This is a genomic window from Yokenella regensburgei (assembly GCF_051486985.1).
In the GTDB taxonomy this organism is placed as follows: Bacteria; Pseudomonadota; Gammaproteobacteria; order Enterobacterales; family Enterobacteriaceae; genus CBFFRJ01.
This window is the reverse complement of record NZ_JAHVDV010000002.1, coordinates 175,486-196,759: the sequence shown is the minus strand read 5'-3', so window position 1 is coordinate 196,759 and position 21,274 is coordinate 175,486. Positions and strand designations below refer to the sequence as shown.

Below are 21,274 nucleotides of genomic sequence, written 5' to 3'. Positions count from 1 at the left end.
TGCCCCTCTCCTTACGGTAACAGGCTCTTGACGTCGATAGGCTTGGCTTCGTTCTGCGCTTCGCCCTTATCTTTGCCGTCGATTGCCATACCTGCCATCCGGTAGAAGTTATATTCCGGGTATTTGCCCGGACCGGAGATCAGCAGATCCTCTTTTTCGTAAACCAGATCCTGACGTTTGTACTCACCCATTTCAAAATCCGGCGTCAGCTGGATAGCGGTCGTCGGGCACGCCTCTTCACACATACCGCAGAAGATGCAGCGTGAGAAGTTGATGCGGAAGAACTCCGGATACCAGCGTCCGTCTTTGGTTTCTGCTTTTTGCAGGGAGATACACCCTACCGGACAGGCGACCGCACACAGGTTACAGGCAACACAGCGCTCGGCACCATCCGGGTCACGGGTCAGAACAATACGTCCACGGTAGCGCGGCGGTAAATAGACCGGCTCTTCCGGGTACATACGGGTTTCGCGTTTAGCAAACGCATGCAGGCCGATCATCCAGATACTGCGCACCTGGGTGCCGAAGCCCACGAGTATTTCTTTTAAAGTCATGGTCTTAAGCCCCTTATTGCGCTTGCCAGAGAATGACAGCCGCCGTGCCCAACAAATTGAGAAGCGTCAGCGGCAGGCAGACTTTCCAGCCGAAAGACATTACCTGGTCATAACGAGGACGGGGTAACGCTGCGCGAATCAAAATGAACATCACCATAAAGAACGCGGTTTTGATCGCGAACCAGAGGAATGGCGGTAAGAACGGGCCGTGCCAGCCACCGAAGAACAGCGTCACCATCAATGCTGAGATGGTCACAATCCCAATGTATTCCCCGACAAAGAACAGACCGAATTTCATACCGGAATATTCGATGTGGTAACCATCAGCGAGCTCCTGCTCGGCTTCGGGCTGGTCAAAGGGATGGCGGTGACACACTGCCACGCCGGCAATCGCAAAGGTAATAAAACCAAAGAACTGCGGGATGACGTTCCAGATATCAGCCTGGTTGTTGACGATGTCGGTCATATTAAAGGAACCGGCTTGCGCCACTACGCCCATCAGGGAGAGGCCAAGAAACACTTCGTAGCTCAGGGTTTGCGCAGATGCACGCATTGCCCCTAGCAGGGAGTATTTGTTGTTACTCGACCAGCCCGCGAACAGCACCGCATACACCGCGAGGCCGGCCATCATCAGGAAGAACAAAATCCCGATGTTGAGGTCGGCAACCACCCAGTTAGGGCTGACCGGAACGATAGCGAAGGCCAGCAGCAGCGAGGTGAATGCAATGACCGGCGCAAGGGTAAAGATCATGCGGTCCGTAAATTTCGGCACCCAGTCTTCTTTGAAGAACATCTTGATCATGTCCGCGACGATCTGGAGTGAGCCACCCCAGCCTACGCGGTTCGGTCCGTAACGATTCTGGAACAGCCCCAGCAGACGACGCTCACCAAAACTCATGAGCGCGCCACAGGTGACCACCACCAGCAAAATGACGACCGCTTTCAGGATGCTTAACAGAATGTCGATAACATCCGGTGTTAACCAACTCATGCTTGCGCCTCCTGCAGATTTTCAAGACGAGCACCCGCGAGCACCGGCGCGATGCCCGGCATGCCCATCGGTAAACCAACCTGCCCTGCCGTCAGCTTTTCGGACAGCTCAAGCGGAAGGCTGAGCGTCTGGCCGTCGTAACTAAAGGAGATACGCGCACCGGCATTCACCCCCAACTTCGCGGCATCGGCCGGGTTGAGTTTGATATAGGGTTGCGGCATACGGCTCTGGAAGACCGGGGAGCGCTGAGACATTTCGTCACTACCAAACAGATGATAGTAAGGGGCGATCAGCCACTGCCCGTCCTGCGCTTCGAAGCTCGCGGGTACGTGAGTGAAGTAATCGAGACCACTTTCCGAGGCTTCAAACAGACGCACACCAGGATCGCCATGACGCAGGTGCCCCCCGACCTCAGCCTGGAACTTGTTCCACGCCTGCGGTGAGTTCCAGCCTGGTGCCCAGGCAAATGGAATTTGCGAGCGCGGTGCGGATGGCTGGTTGTTCCCTTCCATTGAGAAGGCGAACATGGTGTCTTTATCCTGCGGTTGACGCGGTTCGTGCACGCTAATGTTGGCGCGCATCGCAGTACGGCCACTGTAACGGTGCGGTTCACGCGCCAGTTTCTGACCGCGAATGCGGAAGCTTGCATCAGGTGCTGCATCTTTGATGCCGGCCAGGTGCGGCAGCTTCTCAACAACGGCATCAATCACATGGTCAAGCTGCGTCCAGTCCACCTCACGGTTTTGCACCGTGCTGTGCAGGGAGTGCAGCCAGCGCCAGCTTTCAAGCATGATGTTTTTGCTGTCGTAATAGGACGGGTCATACACCTGGAAGAAGCGCTGCGCGCGGCCTTCATTGTTGATAACCGTGCCGTCACTTTCTGCAAAGCTGGCAGCGGAGAGCACCAGATGCGCATGATCCATAATCGCCGTGCGTTGATGGTCAATAACCAGTACCAACGGCGCTTTAGCCAGCGCGGCGTTCACACGGGTGGCGGACGCATGACGATGCAGATCGTTTTCCAGCACCACCACGGCATCTGCCGCACCGGTTTCCAGTTCGTTCAGCGCCTCATCAAGCGAGCCACCGCCAATCATGCCAAGCCCGACGCTGTTGGTAGAACGGGCAATCATGGTGACGCCGACGTCCGCACCACGCGTTTTCAGTGCCCTGGCAACGTTAGCCGCCGCCTGAATGACATCCACGCTACCGTTATTAGTGCCGGAGATAATCAGCGGTTTCTTCGCGCCAGCCAGCGCCTGAACCACGACGTCGATTTTGTTTTGCAGATCACGGCTGATGCCCTCTACTGCAGGGGCATTTTCATCGAGTGCATGGGCAATGGCATAACCCAGTCGCGCCTGATCTTCAACCGGTGCGCAGTAGGTCCACGCGGCGATATCGTCCAGACGGGTAGTGTCGACGTTGGTGACAAACAGCGGATGTTTTGCACGCTGACCAATGTTCAGGATGGCGGCAATCTGCCAGTCAGCTACCTTTTGCGCCGCTGCCATTTCGCGTGCCTTGCCTTTCACGGCCTGACGCACCGCCAGCGCAACACGTGCGCCGGTTTGCGTGATGTCTTCACCCAGAACCAGCACCGCATCATAAGACTCAATTTCGCGCAGGGTCGGGGTACGAATACCGCCCTCACGCAGCACTTTGAGCATCATCTGCAGGCGTTCCTGCTCGCCTTTCGCGATACCGGTATAGAAGTTCTCAGCGCCCACCAGCTCACGTAAGGCGAAGTTGCTTTCAACGCTTGCACGCGGCGAACCAATACCAATCACTTTTTTGGACTGACGCAGGATATCTGCTGCGCCCTGCATGGCCTGCTCGGCGTTGAGGGTGATGATATCATCGCCACGACGCTGAACCGGCTGACGCGGCCTGTCTTTCAGGTTCACGTAGCCATAGCCAAAACGGCCACGGTCGCAGAGGAAATAGTGGTTCACGGAGCCGTTATAACGGTTTTCAATACGACGCAGTTCACCGTAACGCTCACCGGGGCTGGTGTTACAGCCCAGAGAACACTGCTGGCAGATGCTTGGCGCAAACTGCATGTCCCATTTACGGTTGTAACGCTCGGAGTGCGTCTTGTCGGTAAATACGCCGGTCGGGCAGATTTCAACCAGGTTACCGGAGAACTCGCTTTCGAGCACCCCGTCTTCCGGGCGACCGAAGTAGACGTTGTCATGTGCGCCATAAACGCCCAGATCCACGCCATCAGCATAATCTTTGTAGTAACGCACGCAGCGGTAGCAGGCGATGCAGCGGTTCATTTCGTGAGAAATAAACGGCCCCAGGTCCTGGTTTCTGTGGGTACGCTTCGTAAAACGATAACGGCGGAAGCTATGACCGGTCATGACCGTCATATCCTGCAGGTGGCAGTTGCCCCCTTCTTCACAGACCGGGCAGTCGTGCGGATGGTTGGTCATCAACCACTCTACGACGCTCTCGCGGAATTGTTTCGCCTCTGCATCATCAATAGAAATAAAAGTGCCTTCGGTTGCCGGTGTCATACAGGACATCACCAGGCGACCACGCGTGTCTTCCGCGTTCTGGTATTGCTTCACCGCACACTGGCGGCACGCACCCACGCTGCCCAGCGCCGGATGCCAGCAAAAATAAGGAATATCAAGGCCCAGTGAGAGACATGCCTGTAGCAGGTTGTCCGCACCGTTAACCTCGTATTCTTTGCCGTCTACATGAATCGTAGCCATTAGCATGCTTCCAGTTGGCCCAAATAACCATCACCCTTCACGCTGTTGTCGCGTTGGTTGCCATCTCTCATCCGGCGAGTTCAGTTGACTCCCTTTTCCGGAATTCGCTCTGTTGCCGCCTTGCTACAGTGCGAAGGATTGGGTTATTACTCAGGCATTAATCGAAATTTCTCAGGTATCGCGTTTGGGCGAGATACCCCTATCACCAGCGCGCTTTCAACAGGTTCGGCTGAATACCGCCTATGGCGTTGGTATTGCTGAACTGCTGCTTGATGCCTGCTTCGAATTCTTCTCGGAAATATTTAATCGCGCTTTGCAGGGGTTCAACCGCACCTGGCGCATGCGCGCAGAAGGTTTTACCTGGACCCAGGAAACGACACAGTTGCTCAAGTGTCTCGATATCCCCGGGCTGGCCTTCGCCACGCTCAAGCGCACGCAGAATTTTCACGCTCCACGGCAAACCGTCACGGCAAGGTGTACACCAGCCGCAGGATTCACGGGCGAAAAACTCTTCCAGGTTACGCACCAGCGGCACCATGCCAATTTCGTGGTCGACCGCCATCGCCAGCGCCGTACCCAGGCGGCTGCCCGCTTTGCCAATGCTTTCAAACTCCATTGGCAGATCCAGGTGAGACTCGGTCAGGAAATCGGTACCCGCTCCACCCGGTTGCCAGGCTTTGAATTTCAGGCCGTCACGCATACCACCTGCATAATCTTCCAGGATTTCACGTGCGGTAGTGCCAAATGGCAGCTCCCACAAGCCGGGGTTTTTCACGCGACCTGAGAAGCCCATCAGTTTGGTGCCGGCATCTTTACTGGTCGAAATGTTCTGATACCACTCAACGCCGTTCGCCAGAATAGCCGGGACGTTACACAGGGTTTCGACGTTGTTGACGCAGGTCGGTTTACCCCATACGCCCGAACTTGCCGGGAAAGGCGGCTTGGAGCGCGGATTAGCACGACGCCCTTCGAGGGAGTTAATCAGTGCAGTCTCTTCACCACAGATGTAGCGCCCTGCCCCGGTGTGCACGAACAGTTCGAAGTCGAACCCGCTGCCGAGGATGTTTTTGCCAAGCAGACCGGCTTCGGTCGCTTCGGCAATCGCACGACGCAGGTGCACGGCGGCTTCAATATACTCACCGCGCAGGAAGATGTAGCCCCGATACGCTTTCAGCGCAAACGCGGAGATGAGCATGCCCTCCACCAGCAGGTGCGGCAGTTGCTCCATCAGTAAACGGTCTTTATAAGTACCCGGCTCCATTTCATCAGCGTTACATAACAGGTAACGAATGTTCATGGACTCGTCTTTGGGCATCAGGCTCCACTTCAGACCGGTGGAAAAGCCAGCGCCGCCACGGCCTTTAAGACCAGAGTCTTTGACCGCATTGACGATTTCATCCGGGGCCATACCCGACAGCGCACGACGCGCGCCGGCATAACCATTTTTACTTTGATATTCATCCAGCCACACGGGCTGTTTGTCATCACGCAGACGCCAGGTCAGCGGATGCGTTTCGGGAGTACGGATAACGTCTTTCATTTATACCGCTCCAGTAATTCGGGGATGCCTTCCGGGGTCAGATGTGCATGAGTGTCCTCATCAATCATCATGTTTGGCCCCTTATCGCAATTGCCCAGACAGCAGGTCGGCAGCAGCGTAAAGCGTCCGTCAAACGTCGTCTGGCCCGGCTTGATTTTCAGATGGCTTTCAATCGCAGACTGAATGCCCTGATAGCCGGTAATATGGCAGACCACGCTGTCGCAATAGCGAATCACATGACGCCCCACCGGCTGGCGGAAAATCTGGCTGTAGAAGGTGGCAACGCCTTCGACATCACTTGCCGGGATGCCCAGCACCTCAGCGATGGCGTAAATCGCCCCATCCGGCACCCAACCGCGCTGTTTTTGAACAATCTTCAGCGCTTCAATGGACGCCGCACGCGGGTCTTCGTAGTGATGCTTCTCGTGCTCAATGGCTTCACGCTCTGCCGCACTCAGCTCAAAGGCCTCGGTTTCTGGTAATTGATTCTCGTGCATAATTAGCGGTCCACATCTGACATAACAAAATCGATACTACCCAGATACACAATCAGGTCGGAAACCAGGCTACCGCGAATGGCGGATGGTATCTGCTGCAGGTGCGGGAAGCTTGGCGTCCGCACGCGCGTACGGTAGCTCATGGTGCTGCCATCGCTGGTCAGGTAGTAACTGTTGATACCCTTGGTCGCTTCAATCATCTGGAAGGATTCTTGCGCCGGCATGACCGGACCCCAGGAAACCTGCAGGAAGTGCGTGATCAGGGTTTCGATATGTTGCAGCGTGCGCTCTTTCGGCGGCGGCGTGGTCAGCGGGTGATCCGCTTTGAACGGGCCTTCCGGCATATTGTTGAGGCACTGCTCAAGGATGCGCAGACTCTGGCGCAGCTCTTCAACTTTCAGCATGACACGGGTGTAGCAGTCGGATACCCCACCACCAACCGGCACTTCAAAGTCGAAGTTTTCATAACCGGAGTAAGGGCGCGCCTTACGCACGTCAAAATCGATCCCGGTAGCACGCAGGCCTGCACCCGTGGTGCCCCACTCCAGCGCTTCTTTCGCGCCGTAGGCGGCAACACCCTGAGAACGCCCTTTCAGAATGCTGTTGCGCAGCGCGGCTTTCTCATACGAAGCCAGACGTTTTGGCATCCAGTCGAGGAATTCACGCAGCAGACGATCCCAACCGCGCGGCAGATCGTGTGCCACACCACCGATACGGAACCAGGCCGGGTGCATACGGAAACCGGTGATCGCTTCCACTAGATCGTAAATTTTCTGACGATCGGTGAAGGCAAAGAAGACCGGCGTCATTGCGCCAACGTCCTGAATAAAGGTCGAGATATAGAGCAGGTGACTGTTGATGCGGAACAGTTCAGAGAGCATCACACGAATCACGTCCACACGCGCCGGGACAGTAATACCCGCCAGCTTCTCAACGGCCAGCACATACGGCATTTCGTTCACGCAACCGCCGAGATACTCGATACGGTCGGTGTAAGGAATGTAGCTATGCCAGGACTGGCGCTCACCCATTTTTTCAGCACCACGGTGGTGGTAACCGATGTCCGGGACGCAGTCGACAATCTCTTCGCCATCAAGCTGAAGAATAATGCGGAAAGCACCGTGCGCAGAGGGGTGGTTAGGACCCAGGTTGAGGAACATAAAGTCCTCGTTACTGGTGCCGCGCTTCATGCCCCAGTCTTCCGGTTTGAAGGTCAGCGCTTCCATTTCCAGATCCTGCTTGGCTTTGGTCAGCTCAAAGGGATCGAACTCGGTTGCACGCGCCGGATAGTCTTTACGCAGCGGGTGGCCTGTCCAGGTCTGCGGCATCATGATGCGCGTCAGATGAGGGTGGCCTTCAATATCAATTCCAAACATTTCCCAGGTTTCACGCTCATACCAGTTGGCGTTCGGGAAAAGTTTGGTGAACGTCGGTACGCGCAGATCGTTTTCAGACAATGCCACCTTGAGCATGATATCGCGATTGCGTTCAATGGAAATCAGGTGGTAGAAAACGGAAAAATCCGCGGCAGGTAAACCCGCGCGGTGCGTGCGAAGACGTTCGTCCATGCCGTGTAAATCAAACAGCATGACGTAAGGTTTTGGCAGTCTCTTTAAGAAATCGCCCACTTCCAGTAACTGTTCGCGCTTCACCCATACTACGGGCACCCCGGTGCGGGTCGCCTGAACGGTAAAGGCATCCGGCCCAAAACGGTTGCGCAGTTCGCCAATGACGGGATCATCAAGGTGATCCCGGGTCTGCCATGTGGCGTCTTGCGCAGTTAAGTCAGTCATATTGTTCACCATTGCAAAATTTCCGTGGTGACTGTCAGGTATGGCTTCGCGTTAGTTGATTATTAAAATGCGAAGATTGATGCCACAACCCGCAGGCGCAAATTAAATCTCGTCAGGCGTACGCAGATTCGTGACTGCAATACGCTCGCCGCGTTTGCGGTCGCGTTCCGACTGCATGTTGGCGCGGTATACACCTTGATCGCCAACGACCCACGACAGCGGGCGGCGCTCTTTACCAATGGATTCCTGCAACAGCATCAGAGCCTGCATATAGGCTTCAGGACGCGGCGGACATCCTGGGATATAGACATCCACGGGGATAAATTTATCGACGCCCTGAACCACGGAGTAGATGTCATACATCCCACCGGAGTTAGCGCATGCGCCCATGGAGATAACCCATTTTGGTTCCAGCATTTGATCGTACAAACGCTGAATGACCGGGGCCATCTTGGTAAAACAGGTTCCTGCAACCACCATCAGGTCGGCCTGACGTGGGGAAGCACGCAGTACCTCAGCACCAAAACGCGCAACGTCGTGCACGGCGGTGAAGGAGGTCACCATCTCGACATAACAGCAGGACAACCCGAAGTTATAAGGCCAGATTGAGTTTTTGCGGCCCCAGTTAACCATGTCATGCAGGGCATTTTCGAGTTTGCCCATGTAGACGCTTTTGTTAACTTCCTGTTCCAGGGGGTCGGTTACGATCTCCTGTTTTTGCAGGGGGTAACGGTCGTTCTCACCGTTGGGATCTATGCGGGTGAGCGTATAATCCATCTTATTGCCTCGCGGTTAGCGTTGACGATTAGTGTAGTTGGTAGTCTCTGGGTTGATTTGAGCACGACGTGAACGCGACGGCGTCCAGTCCAGCGCGCCGATTCGCACCAGATAAAAAAGACCTGCCAGCAGCACTAAAATGAAAATTGCGGCTTCGGCAAAACCGAGCCAACGACTCTCGCGAATGGAAGTTGCCCATGCATACAGATAGAGCGCTTCAACATCGAAGATGACGAAGAACATGGCCACCAAATAGAACTTAGCGGAGAGACGCAGGCGTGCGGTACCGACCGAATCAATACCCGATTCGAAAGGAACGTTTTTGTGTCTTGCGCGTGCGCGACCGCCGAGATACCAGCCGCCGAGCAACATCAGGCAGCACAGGCCAATTGCGACAATAAGAAAGACTGCGAACGCCCAATGATGAGCGATGATTTCAGTGGATGTTGACATACGCATTGCTTAGCTCAAAAGGTAGCGCTTACTACTCTGCTCTTTTCGGCAGATGGCGCTACATCGATTCATGGGGAGGAATAAAACCACACGTTAAGTAAGAATTTGACAAGTCAGCCAAACGATGTGGGTTTTACTCCTTTCTATAACCTTTTGTCAACTTTAACAAAAGTTTCCTCACATTAGTTTACATCGGCAGCAACTCATTAACATTAAATGCCGTTTTCTTATTCAACCTCGACGAAGCCCATGATCTTTTAGGGTGTTGAATCGTGTCCGTTGTGAGGTTTTACAAAAATTACCCTCTTATTTTGACAGGATTTTGCACGGATTCCTCCCCCTCTGTGGGAGTATTTTCTTGATCTGAGACACGCTTTTGTTAATTCATCACTAAAAACGGCAACAAAATAGCCTGATTTTTAACATGCCGCAGTATCACTAAAAACTATAGAACATGAAGGGGAATTGTGGAGGAAAGATTGTTAATCTGTTGATATAGCAGCATTTTATAATTTTCATTTCGCTCATCCATAAGCATTGGTGTCAAAAATGAACCGATGACTTGCTTTTTTCCATCAGCGGTCCATTTTTGCATTTACAATTTGTTACCAGTTTTTGCCGTGCCTGTCAGCCAAAATCATCCTCCGCGACCAGCGAGTCGCCTCCTCCTTCGGTGGCACGCGTGCCATACTGCCACGGATTCTGGTAGTGCTCCATCGCCTGGAAAATGACCTGCGCCAGTTTATTCTGGCTACGGGCGTTGACGCAGAGCACATATTCGGTTTCAGGAAGCGCGGGTAATCCCTCCGTATTGCCAAGCACTCGCAGATCGGGACTCATCATCTCAACAGGTCGTGCCGTGACGCCCAACCCTGCCTTTACGGCGGCTTTGACCGCTGACAAAGTCGAAGCAACATAAGCAATGCGCCAGGCAACGTCAGCGGCGTTCAGCGCGTTAAGGATGAGCTCGCGAAACGGACTGGGTTCATCGAGCAGCACCAGAGGTACCGCCTCGCCTTTTTGCAGCATAAAATCAGCCGCGCAATACCAGTGGGTTGGAGACGTCCTCAGTGTCAGGCAGTTCTCCAGGCCTGATCGGTGGGTGGTCACAATCAAATCAACATCGTCTTCCTGCAACCTTTCCCCGGCGAAAGGGTTACGTTTTACACGAACATCTAACGCCAGCTTTGGGTAAACCGAACTTATACGGTTGAGCAGGAACGGCAGGATGGTATCGGCCGATTCATCAGACGCGCCAATCGTAAGCCCCCCCTGTAAATTGCTAAACATCAGCGAGGTACATGCTTCATCATTAAAGCGTAAAATTTTTCTGGCGTAGCCCAGTAACTGAATGCCGTGTTCGGTGAGAAGCTTATTACGACCGTGACGGGCGAAAAGCTCTTTTCCAACCAACTGCTCCAGCCTCTGCATTTGTTGACTGACCGCAGACTGGGTGCGACAAACCGCAGCGGCTGCCGCAGCGAACGTGTTCAAATCAGCGACCGCAACGAAGGTTCTCAGCAGATCGAGGTCGAGATTCAGTATCGGACGATTTGCATTTATCATAATTTTTCACTTACGGGTTCCTCACTCGGAGTTACCCGGGTTTATGCTGTGCGCGTAAGATTTAAGCAATTCCCTTTAAAATGTGCATCCAGCAGAGTTATAGCCTGGTCAACCTGACTGAAAGTTCTGGTGCTTATAGTTCGCCATGTGATCCCAGGCGAACGTCGCGTCGTTATTTACGACTCCCTTCTTTTTGAATATATAAACCATACGAATACATGTTAATCCTTTTAAGGGAAAAGCATTTTTTTGCAACAATATCGACTGTAGATAACGGATGTCTCATATACAGCCCATACATATGGCTAACCGGGAGTTAAAACTTGTAATAACAGACAACGGACAGGCAGAAATAGTCCACAAAGCAAGCGGGGACTCTCATGTGCACCATTTCGAACGGCAGTTTAACCTAAAACCCTTATATTTATAAGTCCTATTGCGATTAATCTGAAGCATAACATTAACTCGCGAGCTACTTAATCTTATTAATATTACTGTTATTGATCGTAACCATTCTCAATATTAAATATACAAAAAGGGAAATAGCCCTATGTATAAATAATACTTAACAATGCTCTTACAGTTTAGTCGATTACCGTTGATAATTTCTTCCGGGTCCATGATTTTCATCGTCCTGATGAAGGTTTATAAGACTGATGAGATTATCGCCAGTTTTCCCCCACGCTGCCTGGGGACTTCTTTTTAGCATAAAATTCGCAACAAAATTGGGATAGTAAATATAATCACTGAATTATAGTGTTTTACCCTGAAAAGATAGAGATTTTGGCAATAATTCCAGTGTAAAAATCGTTAAATGTGATGTGGTTAAGGCAAAATCTTCTCCTGCCAACCCTTCAAAACGAGCCGTTGTGGGAGTACATTATTCCGTGCTGACTTCCACGGCAGGGAGTGGCATCCATAGCTAAAAGGTTCAACGTTCATGTCCTCCATTGAAAAATCCAGCAAATTAGATAACGTCTGTTACGACATTCGTGGGCCGGTACTTAAAGAGGCTAAGCGCCTTGAAGAAGAAGGCAATAAAGTACTTAAGTTAAATATTGGCAACCCCGCCCCCTTCGGCTTCGATGCGCCGGATGAGATTCTGGTTGATGTGATTCGTAATTTGCCCACGGCGCAGGGGTATTGCGATTCGAAAGGCCTTTATTCTGCACGCAAAGCCATCATGCAGCACTATCAGGCGCGCGGCATGCGGGATGTCACGGTTGAAGACATTTATATTGGCAATGGCGTGTCCGAACTTATCGTACAGTCGATGCAGGCTCTGCTAAATAGCGGCGATGAAATGCTGGTTCCGGCTCCGGATTACCCGCTCTGGACTGCCGCAGTCTCGCTGTCCAGCGGAAAAGCGGTGCATTACCTTTGTGATGAGTCTGCGGGCTGGTTCCCGGATCTCGACGACATTCGCGCAAAAATCACGCCGCGTACCCGCGGTATCGTCATCATCAACCCCAACAACCCCACCGGTGCGGTTTATTCGAAAGCGCTGTTGATGGAGATTGTGGAGATTGCGCGCCAGCATAATCTGATTATTTTTGCCGACGAAATTTACGACAAAATTCTCTACGATGATGCCGAGCACCACTCCATTGCGGCACTGGCACCGGATCTGTTCACCATCACTTTCAACGGTCTGTCCAAGACCTATCGTGTGGCGGGCTTCCGTCAGGGCTGGATGGTACTGAGCGGGCCGAAGAAGCATGCAAAAGGCTATATTGAAGGTCTGGAGATGCTGGCCTCCATGAGACTGTGCGCCAACGTTCCTGCGCAGCATGCGATTCAGACCGCTATCGGCGGTTACCAGAGCATCAGCGAATTTATTGTACCGGGCGGACGTCTTTATGAGCAGCGCAATCGTGCCTGGGAACTGCTCAATGAGATCCCGGGCGTCTCCTGCGTTAAGCCTCAGGGCGCGCTTTATATGTTCCCGAAAATTGACGCGAAACGCTTTTCTATCCACGACGATCAAAAGATGGTTCTGGATTTCCTGCTGCAGGAAAAAGTGTTGCTGGTACAGGGCACCGCCTTTAACTGGCCCTGGCCTGACCATGTGCGCATCGTGACCTTACCGCGCGTGGACGATTTGGAAATGTCTATTACCCGTTTCGGTCGTTTCTTGTCCGGTTACCACCAGTAATCGTGTCGGGGGGAGGATTTGCATCTTCCCCCCAGGTCTGCGCACAATGACCCACCGTCGCAGTTACAGACAAGGTCACTTATGAGTCAGAGTCATTTCTTCGCACATTTATCTCGCCTTAAACTTATCAACCGCTGGCCTTTAATGCGTAACGTCAGGACGGAGAACGTCTCCGAGCACAGCCTGCAGGTTGCGATGGTGGCGCATGCCCTGGCAGCCATCAAAAACCGCAAATTCGGTGGGACAGTGAACCCGGAACGTATTGCGTTGCTGGCGATGTACCATGATGCCTCTGAAGTGCTTACCGGCGATTTACCGACACCTGTAAAATACTTCAATTCGCAAATCGCTCAGGAATACAAAGCCATAGAGAAAATTGCTCAACAAAAACTGGTTGATATGGTGCCTGAGGAGCTTCGCGATATCTTCTCTCCGCTTATCGATGAGCATCAATACAGTGCTGAAGAGAAAGCGATTGTGAAACAGGCAGATGCCCTGTGCGCGTATCTGAAATGCCTGGAAGAGATGTCTGCGGGAAATAATGAGTTTCGCCTGGCCAAAACTCGTCTTGAAAAGACCCTTGAGGCCAGACGTACCCAGGAAATGGACTATTTCATGCAGGTCTTTGTACCCAGCTTCCACCTGTCACTGGATGAAATAAGTCAGGATTCGCCCCTGTAACTGCCCTTTTCTTCCCTCTCTGCCGGGGAGGGAAGCCTGTCAGAACGGAAACAGCACCGGGATCATTACCACACACACCACCATCACCAGGAAGGTGAAAGGCACACCGATTTTTACAAAATCACTGAACCGGTAATGGCCTGGCCCCAGCACAAGCGTGTTAACAGGTGAAGAGACGGGAGTCATAAATGCCGCCGACGCCGCCATGGCTACCACCATCGCAAATGGATAAGGCGAAACCGCCATTGATTTTGCTGTGGCCAGCGCAATCGGCGCCATTAACACCGCCGTCGCCGTATTGGAGATAAACAACCCGATGGCTGAACACATCGCAAACAGACAAAAGAGCATCATATAAGGGCCGTAGCCGCCACCAAACTCCAGCAGACCTTTAACCACTAAATCAACGCCGCCTGTCTTTTGTAATGCCAGTGCAAAAGGCATCATTCCTACAATTAAAATAATGCTGGGCCAGTGGATAGCTTTATAAGCACTCTCGGCATCTATACAGCGAAATTTCCCCATCAGCAGGCAGGCTACAATCGCCGCAACAGGATTGGGGATTTCGTCGGTCAGCATCAGAGCGACCATCAGCACCAGACAAAAGACGGCGTGAGGTGCCTGGCTGTGCGCGGGCGACACGGCGCTCTCTTCAACAGGCATATTCAGCACCAGAAAATCGCGCCCGTTCTGGCTCATCTGGCGGATGAGTTTCCAGTTGCCGACCACCAGCATAATATCACCCAACTGCAGTGGCTCATCCACCACGACACCTGACATGGCTACACCATCACGCTTGAATCCCACCACGTTAATGCCATAGCGACTACGAAACCCAATTTCCCGGATGGTCTTACCGAGCATTTCTGATTCCGGCATCGGTGAAACTTCGGCCATGCCCACATCCAGCGCCTGGTCGGAAAAATAGTCACCACGCAGGATCATCGGCTCGAGCAACTGTTCCCCACAAAACTGGCGTAAATCAACATCGGCCGCAGACATGTCAATGAGCAACACGTCTCTTGCACGGAATTCCGACCCGCCGGTGACGTTGACTATTACCCGGCGAAAGCGTCGCCAGCGTTCCAGGCCAATGACGTTAGCGCCGTAGCGTTCGCGCAGTTTAAGGTCGTCCAGGCGCTGCCCGATTAACGGCGATCCCGGGCGAATAGCAAGACGGCGGGCTCGTCCGGTGAGGTGATACTCCTTAATGAGATCGCGAAAGGTTCGACGCTTCCAGCTATCGCGTTGATGCTCTTCTTTTTCGCCTTTGAGCATAACGCGCATCAGCAGCATATAAAGGATGCCTGTCACGAGGATGACCAGCCCGAGCGGTGTCACGCTGAAAAAGCTAAACCCCTCAAGACCTTCACGCAGGAGTTCACTGTTAATCACCAGATTCGGTGGCGTCGCCACCAGCGTCATCATACCGCTGATAAGTCCGGCGAAGCTGAGCGGCATCATTAAGCGTGACGGTGAGATTTGCATGCGCATCGAGACGCTCAGTACCACCGGGATAAAGATAGCCACCACGCCGGTTGAGCTCATAAAGGCGCCAAGCCCCGCAACGGTAAGCATTAGCAGCACCAGCATTTTGATCTCACTGCTGCCGGCCATCTTCATCAGCCAGGCCCCCATACTGGTTGCCACCCCGGTACGAACCAGCCCCTCGCCGATAATAAACAGTGCGCCAATCAGAATGACGTTGGGATCGCTAAACCCGGACAGGGCTTCCGTCATTGTCAGGGTTCCACTGAGGATGAAGGCCACGATAACGAGCAACGCCACGGCATCCATTCGAACCTTACCCGTCGCAAAAAGCACGACTGCAATCGCCAGCAGGCACAGAACCCAAATCAACTCACCGTTCACAACATTTCCTTGTTTTAAATGGGGAGATAAATCATGCCATAAAAAAGCCCCGACGGTGCGGGGCTAAATCATGTCTCATGCTTTTCGGGTGACCACTGCCGAACCGTCGTCTCGTTTGCCCACCGTAACCTCATCCAGTCTGGTCAGGACAAAATCGACTTCATCAAGCCGTGGCGAATCCGCAGGCACATTCACCGCAATAACATGGCAGTTAGCCGCAAGACCCGACAGTACGCCAGCGGACGCATCTTCCACCACCACACACGATTCCGGTGTCAGACCAAGCAACTTTGCGCCCAGCAGATATGCGTCGGGTTCGGGTTTCCCACGCGCCACCTGCTCTGCCGTTACAAATACCTCCGGCATCGGCAGGCCAGCAGCACGATGACGTGCATGGGCAACAGGAACAGAACCGGAGGTCACTATCGCCCAGGGGATCCCGAGGTCGTTTAGATGATTAAGCAGCTCAACGGCACCCGGTAAGGCGACAATGCCATCGGTATCTTTGGCCTCGATCGCTTCCAGGCGGGTAAACTCCTCCTGGATATCGGCTTCGGTTTTGCCAGGCATGAAGTGGCGTAACGAGGTGATGGCCTGTTTGCCATGAATAAAATTGAGCACCTCGTCATGGGCAATACCAAAGCGGTCGGCCCATTCACACCATGAACGTTCCACAACCGGCAGAGAATTCACCAGCGTGCCATCGAGGTCAAAAAGAAATCCTTTGCACTGCACGTGTCGCTCCTTAAGCATTACTGATCTGATTAATCTCATTGGCGCTCAGATGATACTGACGCGGGCAGGAGTGCCACACACTGAGCATGCGCTGATATTTTTCCCACATTGGCGTTTGCGCATTGAAACCGTGCGTGCCTGCATCAAAGTGGGTATAACGCCCTTCGACGTTAACCATAAAACGCACATAGCCCAGATAACGCGCTTCCGTTGCGGCATCAAAGCCTAAGAAGGTCACGCGGCGTTCATCAATGGCCTGTGCATCCTTCAGGTTGGCCCAGGAGACATGCAGAGCATGGTACATCTCCATGATGTCGATGACGATGCGACAGGTTTCTTCCTTCAGCTCACCGAACTCTCTGTCCAGTTCACGCATCTGCAAACCATAACCACGCTCAATAATGGTCTGCAGACGACGGTAACGCTCTGCATTGGCAGGATCCATCATCGTCATCATTTTGTACTGATTGGATAAAATCAGTCGTTGGGCATTGGTCATTTCCATCGTTCTGCTCCTGTGGCACATCGGTGCAATAAAAAAGAGGCACATAAATTATGTGCCTTCTTTTATATGCGTATTCCGGGGTCAATTACAAATCATCCAGGAAAGTTTTATCCAGTTGTTTGAAGGCGCGCTTAAGCGTGTCAGCTAACGCCTGATAGTCCGGCTTACCTTCGACAGGCGAGAGCGCCTGCCCCGCCTCCTGCAGTTTGCCTCTTACCTCATAAAACCACTGTAAAACAGAGGGAGGCAGCGGCGTGACGGAGCGCTTACCCAACCACCACAGGCCCTGCATCGGCAGACTCAGTGCAAAAAGGGCCGTGGCGATGGCGGGGCCGAGCTGCCCACCGAGAGCAATCTGCCAGCATAGCGTAAACACCGCGACCGGCGGCATAAACCGAATGGCATAGCGGGTGGCGCGAATGACACGACTCTCAACAAAAATCGGGGCGAGGCGTTTATCCATAGGCCAGGTTTTTGAATACTGCTGTCCCCGGCGAAACAGTCCAAAAAAACTGACCGGGTGCTTTTCGGAATTGGACATGGCTTTACCTCAACTTCACATATAAAAATTAAAAAAATTGTGCAAAACAACAACTGTCTATGACAACGTTAAAATTTTTTGTCAATTGGACTGCGTATCAGGTATCCTGTGCCGGCCTTAGTGGGCCATAGACGAGGTCACGCCAATCGTCAAATTTGTGCCTATTATGCCACTGTCGGTAATTTGAGCAAAATGGCATAAAATCATAAGTATTCTTTCATCATGCCAGAAAGTTGCTCGGGCATGATGTTAATCATAAATGTCAGCCTCATCATGCGCTACGCTGAGAGACTCACTGACGTTTTTTTAGCCACGTATCATAAATAGGTACTTCCATGTCGAGTAAGTTAGTACTGGTTCTGAACTGCGGTAGCTCCTCACTGAAATTCGCCATCATCGATGCCGCTAACGGTGAAGAGTTCCTTTCTGGTTTAGCCGAATGTTTCCATCTTCCTGAAGCACGCATCAAGTGGAAAATTGACGGTGGTAAACAGGAAGCGGCTTTAGGTGCAGGTGCCGCTCACAGCGAAGCGCTGAACTTTATTGTTAATACTATTCTGGCACAAAAACCAGAACTGTCCGCACAGCTCACCGCGATCGGTCACCGTATCGTGCACGGCGGCGAAAAATACACCCGCTCTGTTGTTATCGACGAGACGGTTATTCAGGGTATTAAAGATGCAGCACCGTTTGCTCCGCTGCACAACCCGGCCCACCTTATCGGTATCGCTGAAGCGCTTAAATCCTTCCCGAATCTGAAAGACAAGAACGTTGCCGTGTTCGACACCGCGTTCCATCAGACCATGCCGGAAGAATCTTACCTCTATGCTCTGCCGTACAGCCTGTACAAAGAGCACGGCATCCGTCGCTACGGTTTCCACGGCACCAGCCACTACTACGTGACACAAGAAGCCGCGAAAATGCTGAACAAGCCGGTTAACGAACTGAACATCATTACCTGTCATCTGGGTAACGGTGGTTCTGTTTCTGCTATCCGTAACGGTGAATGTGTTGATACTTCTATGGGTCTGACCCCGCTGGAAGGGCTGGTTATGGGCACCCGCACCGGTGACCTGGATCCGGCGATCATTTTCTTCCTGCACGACACCCTGGGCATGAGCGTTGAAGCTATCAACAAAATGCTGACCAAAGAGTCTGGCCTGCTGGGTCTGACCGAAGTCACCAGCGACTGCCGTTATGTAGAAGATAACTACCAGGATAAAGCAGACGCTAAACGTGCTATGGACGTTTACTGTCACCGTCTCGCCAAGTACATCGGTTCCTACGCGGCGCTGATGGAAGGCCGTCTGGACGGTATCGTCTTCACCGGTGGTATCGGTGAGAACGCAGCAATGGTTCGTGAACTGTCCCTGGGTAAACTGGGCGTTCTCGGCTTCGAAGTTGATCACGAACGTAACCTGGCTGCCCGTTTCGGCAAATCCGGTTTCATCAACAAAGAAGGCACTCGTCCGGCTGTCGTTATCCCGACTAACGAAGAACTGGTCATCGCGCAGGACGCGAGCCGTCTGACCGCCTGATACCACACCGCCAGCGATAACCCTTAATAATTCGAGTTGCAGGAAGGCGGCGACGTAGCGAATCCCCGGGAGCGTACGAGTAGTACGTAACTGGGGTGAGCGAGGAAAGCCAACGCACATGCAACTTGAAGTATGACGGGAAGCTGGCGGTGCTGTTTTGTAACCCGCCCACTTGCGGCGGTAACGAAGAGGATTAACCGTGTCCCGTATTATCATGCTGATCCCTACCGGAACCAGCGTCGGTCTGACCAGCGTCAGCCTGGGCGTTATCCGTGCTATGGAACGTAAAGGCGTTCGTCTGAGCGTCTTCAAACCTATCGCTCAGCCACGCGCGGGCGGCGATGCGCCAGACCAGACCACCACCATCGTACGCACTAACTCCGGCCTGCCTGCAGCAGAGCCGTTGAAGATGAGCTACGTTGAGTCCCTGCTGTCCAGCAACCAGAAAGACGTGCTGATGGAAGAGATCGTCGCACGCTACCATGAGAACAGCAAAGATGCTGAAGTGGTACTGGTTGAAGGCCTGGTCCCGACCCGTAAACACCAGTTCGCCCAGTCGCTGAACTTTGAAATCGCGAAAACCCTGAACGCAGAAATCGTCTTCGTGATGTCTCAGGGCACCGATACTCAGGAACAGCTCAAAGAGCGTATCGAGCTGACCCGCAGCAGCTTTGGCGGCGCGAAAAACACTAACATCACCGGCGTGATTGTTAACAAACTGAATGCGCCGGTTGACGATCAGGGTCGTACTCGTCCTGACCTGTCTGAAATCTTTGATGACTCTTCCAAAGCGAAAATCATTAAGATTGATGCAGAAAACCTGGCCGCCTCCAGCCCGCTGCCGGTTCTGGGCGCGGTACCCTGGAGCTTCGACCTGATTGCCACCCGCGCAATCGACATGGCTCGCCACCTGAACGCCACCATCGTTAACGAAGGCGAAATCAGCACCCGCCGCGTGAAGTCTGTCACCTTCTGTGCACGCAGCATTCCGCATATGCTGGAGCACTTCCGTGCAGGCTCCCTGCTGGTCACCTCTGCTGACCGTCCTGATGTTTTAGTTGCCGCCTGTCTGGCTGCGATGAACGGCGTGGAAATCGGTGCCATCCTGCTGACCGGTGCCTATGAAATGGACTCGCGTGTCAGCAAGCTGTGCGAACGTGCCTTTGCAACCGGCCTGCCGGTATTCATGGTTGACACCAACACCTGGCAGACCTCACTGAGCCTGCAGAGCTTCAACCTGGAAGTTCCGGTTGATGACCATCAGCGTATCGAGAAAGTTCAGGAGTATGTAGCAAGCTACATCAATGCTGACTGGATCGAGTCCCTGACCGCCACCTCCGAGCGTAGCCGTCGTCTCTCTCCGCCTGCCTTCCGTTATCAGTTGACTGAGCTCGCACGTAAAGCGGGTAAACGCGTTGTTCTGCCGGAAGGTGACGAACCGCGTACTGTTAAAGCAGCGGCAATCTGTGCTGAACGCGGTATCGCGACTTGCGTACTGCTGGGTAACCCGGACGAGATCAACCGCGTTGCCGCCGCACAGGGCGTTGAACTGGGCACCGGCATTGAAATCGTTGACCCGGAAGTGGTACGTGAAAGCTACGTGGCGCGTCTGGTTGAACTGCGTAAGAGCAAAGGCATGACCGAAGCGGTAGCGCGTGAGCAACTGGAAGACAACGTTGTTCTGGGTACCCTGATGCTGGAGCAGGACGAAGTTGATGGTCTGGTTTCCGGTGCGGTTCACACCACTGCGAACACCATTCGTCCGCCGCTGCAGTTGATCAAAACCGCACCGGGCAGCTCTCTGGTTTCTTCCGTGTTCTTTATGCTGCTGCCGGAGCAGGTTTATGTATACGGCGACTGCGCGATTAACCCGGACCCGACTGCAGAACAGCTGGCAGAAATCGCCATCCAGTCTGCGGACTCCGCGATTGCCTTCGGCATCGAGCCACGCGTAGCCATGCTCTCCTACTCCACCGGTAACTCTGGTGCAGGTAGCGACGTTGAGAAAGTGCGTGAAGCAACCCGTCTGGCACAGGAAAAACGTCCGGATCTGGTTATCGATGGTCCGTTGCAGTACGACGCCGCCGTTATGGCCGATGTTGCAAAATCCAAAGCACCGAACTCACCGGTTGCAGGTCGCGCGACCGTGTTCATCTTCCCGGATCTGAACACCGGTAACACCACCTACAAAGCGGTACAGCGTTCTGCCGACCTCATCTCCATCGGGCCGATGCTGCAAGGCATGCGCAAACCGGTTAACGATCTGTCCCGTGGCGCGCTGGTAGATGACATCGTCTACACCATCGCCCTGACCGCGATTCAGTCTGCTCAGCAATAATTGTTGCCCTTGCTG

General features: G+C 53.2%; 17 protein-coding genes. 4 read left to right on the top strand and 13 right to left on the bottom strand.

Annotated elements, in window-relative coordinates; translation table 11 throughout:
• Window positions 1-11: 11 nt before the first annotated feature.
• From nuoI to lrhA, 9 genes are all read right to left on the bottom strand, one after another.
• On the bottom strand, window positions 12-554 hold the full coding sequence (nuoI, locus tag KXR87_RS02660) for an NADH-quinone oxidoreductase subunit NuoI (RefSeq protein WP_437430720.1): 543 nt from the start codon (window positions 552-554) through the stop codon (window positions 12-14).
• A 13-nt stretch (window positions 555-567) separates the two neighbouring features.
• On the bottom strand, window positions 568-1,545 hold the full coding sequence (nuoH, locus tag KXR87_RS02655; RefSeq protein ID WP_437430719.1) for an NADH-quinone oxidoreductase subunit NuoH: 978 nt from the start codon (window positions 1,543-1,545) through the stop codon (window positions 568-570).
• The gene (nuoG, locus tag KXR87_RS02650) at window positions 1,542-4,268 is read right to left on the bottom strand and encodes an NADH-quinone oxidoreductase subunit NuoG (protein ID WP_437430718.1); all 2,727 of its coding nucleotides are present in this window, start codon (window positions 4,266-4,268) and stop codon (window positions 1,542-1,544) included. The genes nuoH and nuoG overlap by 4 nt, the downstream gene beginning before the upstream one ends.
• A 202-nt stretch (window positions 4,269-4,470) precedes the next feature.
• Window positions 4,471-5,808, bottom strand: coding sequence for an NADH-quinone oxidoreductase subunit NuoF (nuoF, locus tag KXR87_RS02645; protein ID WP_437430717.1), 1,338 nt, complete (start codon window positions 5,806-5,808; stop codon window positions 4,471-4,473).
• Entirely contained in the window at window positions 5,805-6,305 is a 501-nt protein-coding gene (gene nuoE, locus KXR87_RS02640) for an NADH-quinone oxidoreductase subunit NuoE (RefSeq protein WP_437430716.1), read from the bottom strand. Before nuoE ends, nuoF begins: the two co-directional genes overlap by 4 nt.
• 2 nt (window positions 6,306-6,307) lie before the next feature.
• Window positions 6,308-8,110, bottom strand: coding sequence for an NADH-quinone oxidoreductase subunit C/D (gene nuoC / locus KXR87_RS02635; RefSeq protein ID WP_437430715.1), 1,803 nt, complete (start codon window positions 8,108-8,110; stop codon window positions 6,308-6,310).
• A 90-nt stretch (window positions 8,111-8,200) separates the two neighbouring features.
• The gene (gene nuoB / locus KXR87_RS02630) at window positions 8,201-8,875 is read right to left on the bottom strand and encodes an NADH-quinone oxidoreductase subunit NuoB (protein WP_437430714.1); all 675 of its coding nucleotides are present in this window, start codon (window positions 8,873-8,875) and stop codon (window positions 8,201-8,203) included.
• A gap of 15 nt (window positions 8,876-8,890) precedes the next feature.
• Entirely contained in the window at window positions 8,891-9,334 is a 444-nt protein-coding gene (gene nuoA / locus KXR87_RS02625) for an NADH-quinone oxidoreductase subunit NuoA (protein WP_437430713.1), read from the bottom strand.
• 621 nt (window positions 9,335-9,955) lie between these two features.
• A complete protein-coding gene (lrhA, locus tag KXR87_RS02620) occupies window positions 9,956-10,894 on the bottom strand; it encodes a transcriptional regulator LrhA (RefSeq protein ID WP_437430712.1) in 939 nt (312 codons plus the stop codon).
• Between the two features lie 940 nt (window positions 10,895-11,834).
• Here lrhA and alaA point away from each other — a divergent pair.
• Window positions 11,835-13,049 (top strand): alanine transaminase AlaA, encoded by a 1,215-nt coding sequence (alaA, locus tag KXR87_RS02615; RefSeq protein WP_437430711.1) that lies wholly within the window; start codon window positions 11,835-11,837, stop codon window positions 13,047-13,049.
• Between the two features lie 81 nt (window positions 13,050-13,130).
• Entirely contained in the window at window positions 13,131-13,730 is a 600-nt protein-coding gene (yfbR, locus tag KXR87_RS02610; protein WP_437430710.1) for a 5'-deoxynucleotidase, read from the top strand.
• A gap of 39 nt (window positions 13,731-13,769) precedes the next feature.
• Here the strand turns inward: yfbR and KXR87_RS02605 are convergent, their stop codons facing one another.
• The 4 genes from KXR87_RS02605 to yfbV all read right to left on the bottom strand — a co-directional run bounded on the left by KXR87_RS02605 (window position 13,770) and on the right by yfbV (window position 17,383).
• On the bottom strand, window positions 13,770-15,602 hold the full coding sequence (locus tag KXR87_RS02605) for an SLC13 family permease (RefSeq protein WP_437430709.1): 1,833 nt from the start codon (window positions 15,600-15,602) through the stop codon (window positions 13,770-13,772).
• Between the two features lie 75 nt (window positions 15,603-15,677).
• Window positions 15,678-16,355: a sugar phosphatase gene (locus KXR87_RS02600; protein ID WP_437430708.1), complete on the bottom strand. Its 678-nt coding sequence runs from the start codon at window positions 16,353-16,355 to the stop codon at window positions 15,678-15,680.
• The gene (locus KXR87_RS02595; RefSeq protein WP_437430707.1) at window positions 16,348-16,842 is read right to left on the bottom strand and encodes a YfbU family protein; all 495 of its coding nucleotides are present in this window, start codon (window positions 16,840-16,842) and stop codon (window positions 16,348-16,350) included. Before KXR87_RS02595 ends, KXR87_RS02600 begins: the two co-directional genes overlap by 8 nt.
• A gap of 85 nt (window positions 16,843-16,927) precedes the next feature.
• On the bottom strand, window positions 16,928-17,383 hold the full coding sequence (gene yfbV / locus KXR87_RS02590) for a terminus macrodomain insulation protein YfbV (protein ID WP_437430706.1): 456 nt from the start codon (window positions 17,381-17,383) through the stop codon (window positions 16,928-16,930).
• Between the two features lie 335 nt (window positions 17,384-17,718).
• Here yfbV and ackA point away from each other — a divergent pair, with 335 nt between their 5' ends.
• Together ackA and pta are read left to right on the top strand one after the other, a co-directional pair.
• Window positions 17,719-18,921, top strand: coding sequence for an acetate kinase (gene ackA / locus KXR87_RS02585; RefSeq protein ID WP_437430705.1), 1,203 nt, complete (start codon window positions 17,719-17,721; stop codon window positions 18,919-18,921).
• Window positions 18,922-19,120: 199 nt separating this feature from the next.
• Window positions 19,121-21,259 (top strand): phosphate acetyltransferase, encoded by a 2,139-nt coding sequence (pta, locus tag KXR87_RS02580; RefSeq protein WP_437430704.1) that lies wholly within the window; start codon window positions 19,121-19,123, stop codon window positions 21,257-21,259.
• Window positions 21,260-21,274: the final 15 nt, after the last annotated feature.

Excerpts from the sequence above, each read along its gene's own strand:
- nuoF (WP_437430717.1), bottom strand. The coding sequence starts at position 5,808 with ATGAAAGACGTTATCCGTACTCCCGAAACGCATCCGCTGACCTGGCGT.
- nuoI (WP_437430720.1), bottom strand. The coding sequence starts at position 554 with ATGACTTTAAAAGAAATACTCGTGGGCTTCGGCACCCAGGTGCGCAGT.
- nuoE (WP_437430716.1), bottom strand. The coding sequence starts at position 6,305 with ATGCACGAGAATCAATTACCAGAAACCGAGGCCTTTGAGCTGAGTGCG.
- nuoH (WP_437430719.1), bottom strand. The coding sequence starts at position 1,545 with ATGAGTTGGTTAACACCGGATGTTATCGACATTCTGTTAAGCATCCTG.
- nuoG (WP_437430718.1), bottom strand. The coding sequence starts at position 4,268 with ATGGCTACGATTCATGTAGACGGCAAAGAATACGAGGTTAACGGTGCG.
- yfbV (WP_437430706.1), bottom strand. The coding sequence starts at position 17,383 with ATGTCCAATTCCGAAAAGCACCCGGTCAGTTTTTTTGGACTGTTTCGC.
- nuoC (WP_437430715.1), bottom strand. The coding sequence starts at position 8,110 with ATGGTGAACAATATGACTGACTTAACTGCGCAAGACGCCACATGGCAG.
- ackA (WP_437430705.1), top strand. The coding sequence starts at position 17,719 with ATGTCGAGTAAGTTAGTACTGGTTCTGAACTGCGGTAGCTCCTCACTG.
- alaA (WP_437430711.1), top strand. The coding sequence starts at position 11,835 with ATGTCCTCCATTGAAAAATCCAGCAAATTAGATAACGTCTGTTACGAC.
- KXR87_RS02600 (WP_437430708.1), bottom strand. The coding sequence starts at position 16,355 with ATGCTTAAGGAGCGACACGTGCAGTGCAAAGGATTTCTTTTTGACCTC.
- lrhA (WP_437430712.1), bottom strand. The coding sequence starts at position 10,894 with ATGATAAATGCAAATCGTCCGATACTGAATCTCGACCTCGATCTGCTG.
- nuoB (WP_437430714.1), bottom strand. The coding sequence starts at position 8,875 with ATGGATTATACGCTCACCCGCATAGATCCCAACGGTGAGAACGACCGT.
- KXR87_RS02595 (WP_437430707.1), bottom strand. The coding sequence starts at position 16,842 with ATGGAAATGACCAATGCCCAACGACTGATTTTATCCAATCAGTACAAA.
- yfbR (WP_437430710.1), top strand. The coding sequence starts at position 13,131 with ATGAGTCAGAGTCATTTCTTCGCACATTTATCTCGCCTTAAACTTATC.
- nuoA (WP_437430713.1), bottom strand. The coding sequence starts at position 9,334 with ATGCGTATGTCAACATCCACTGAAATCATCGCTCATCATTGGGCGTTC.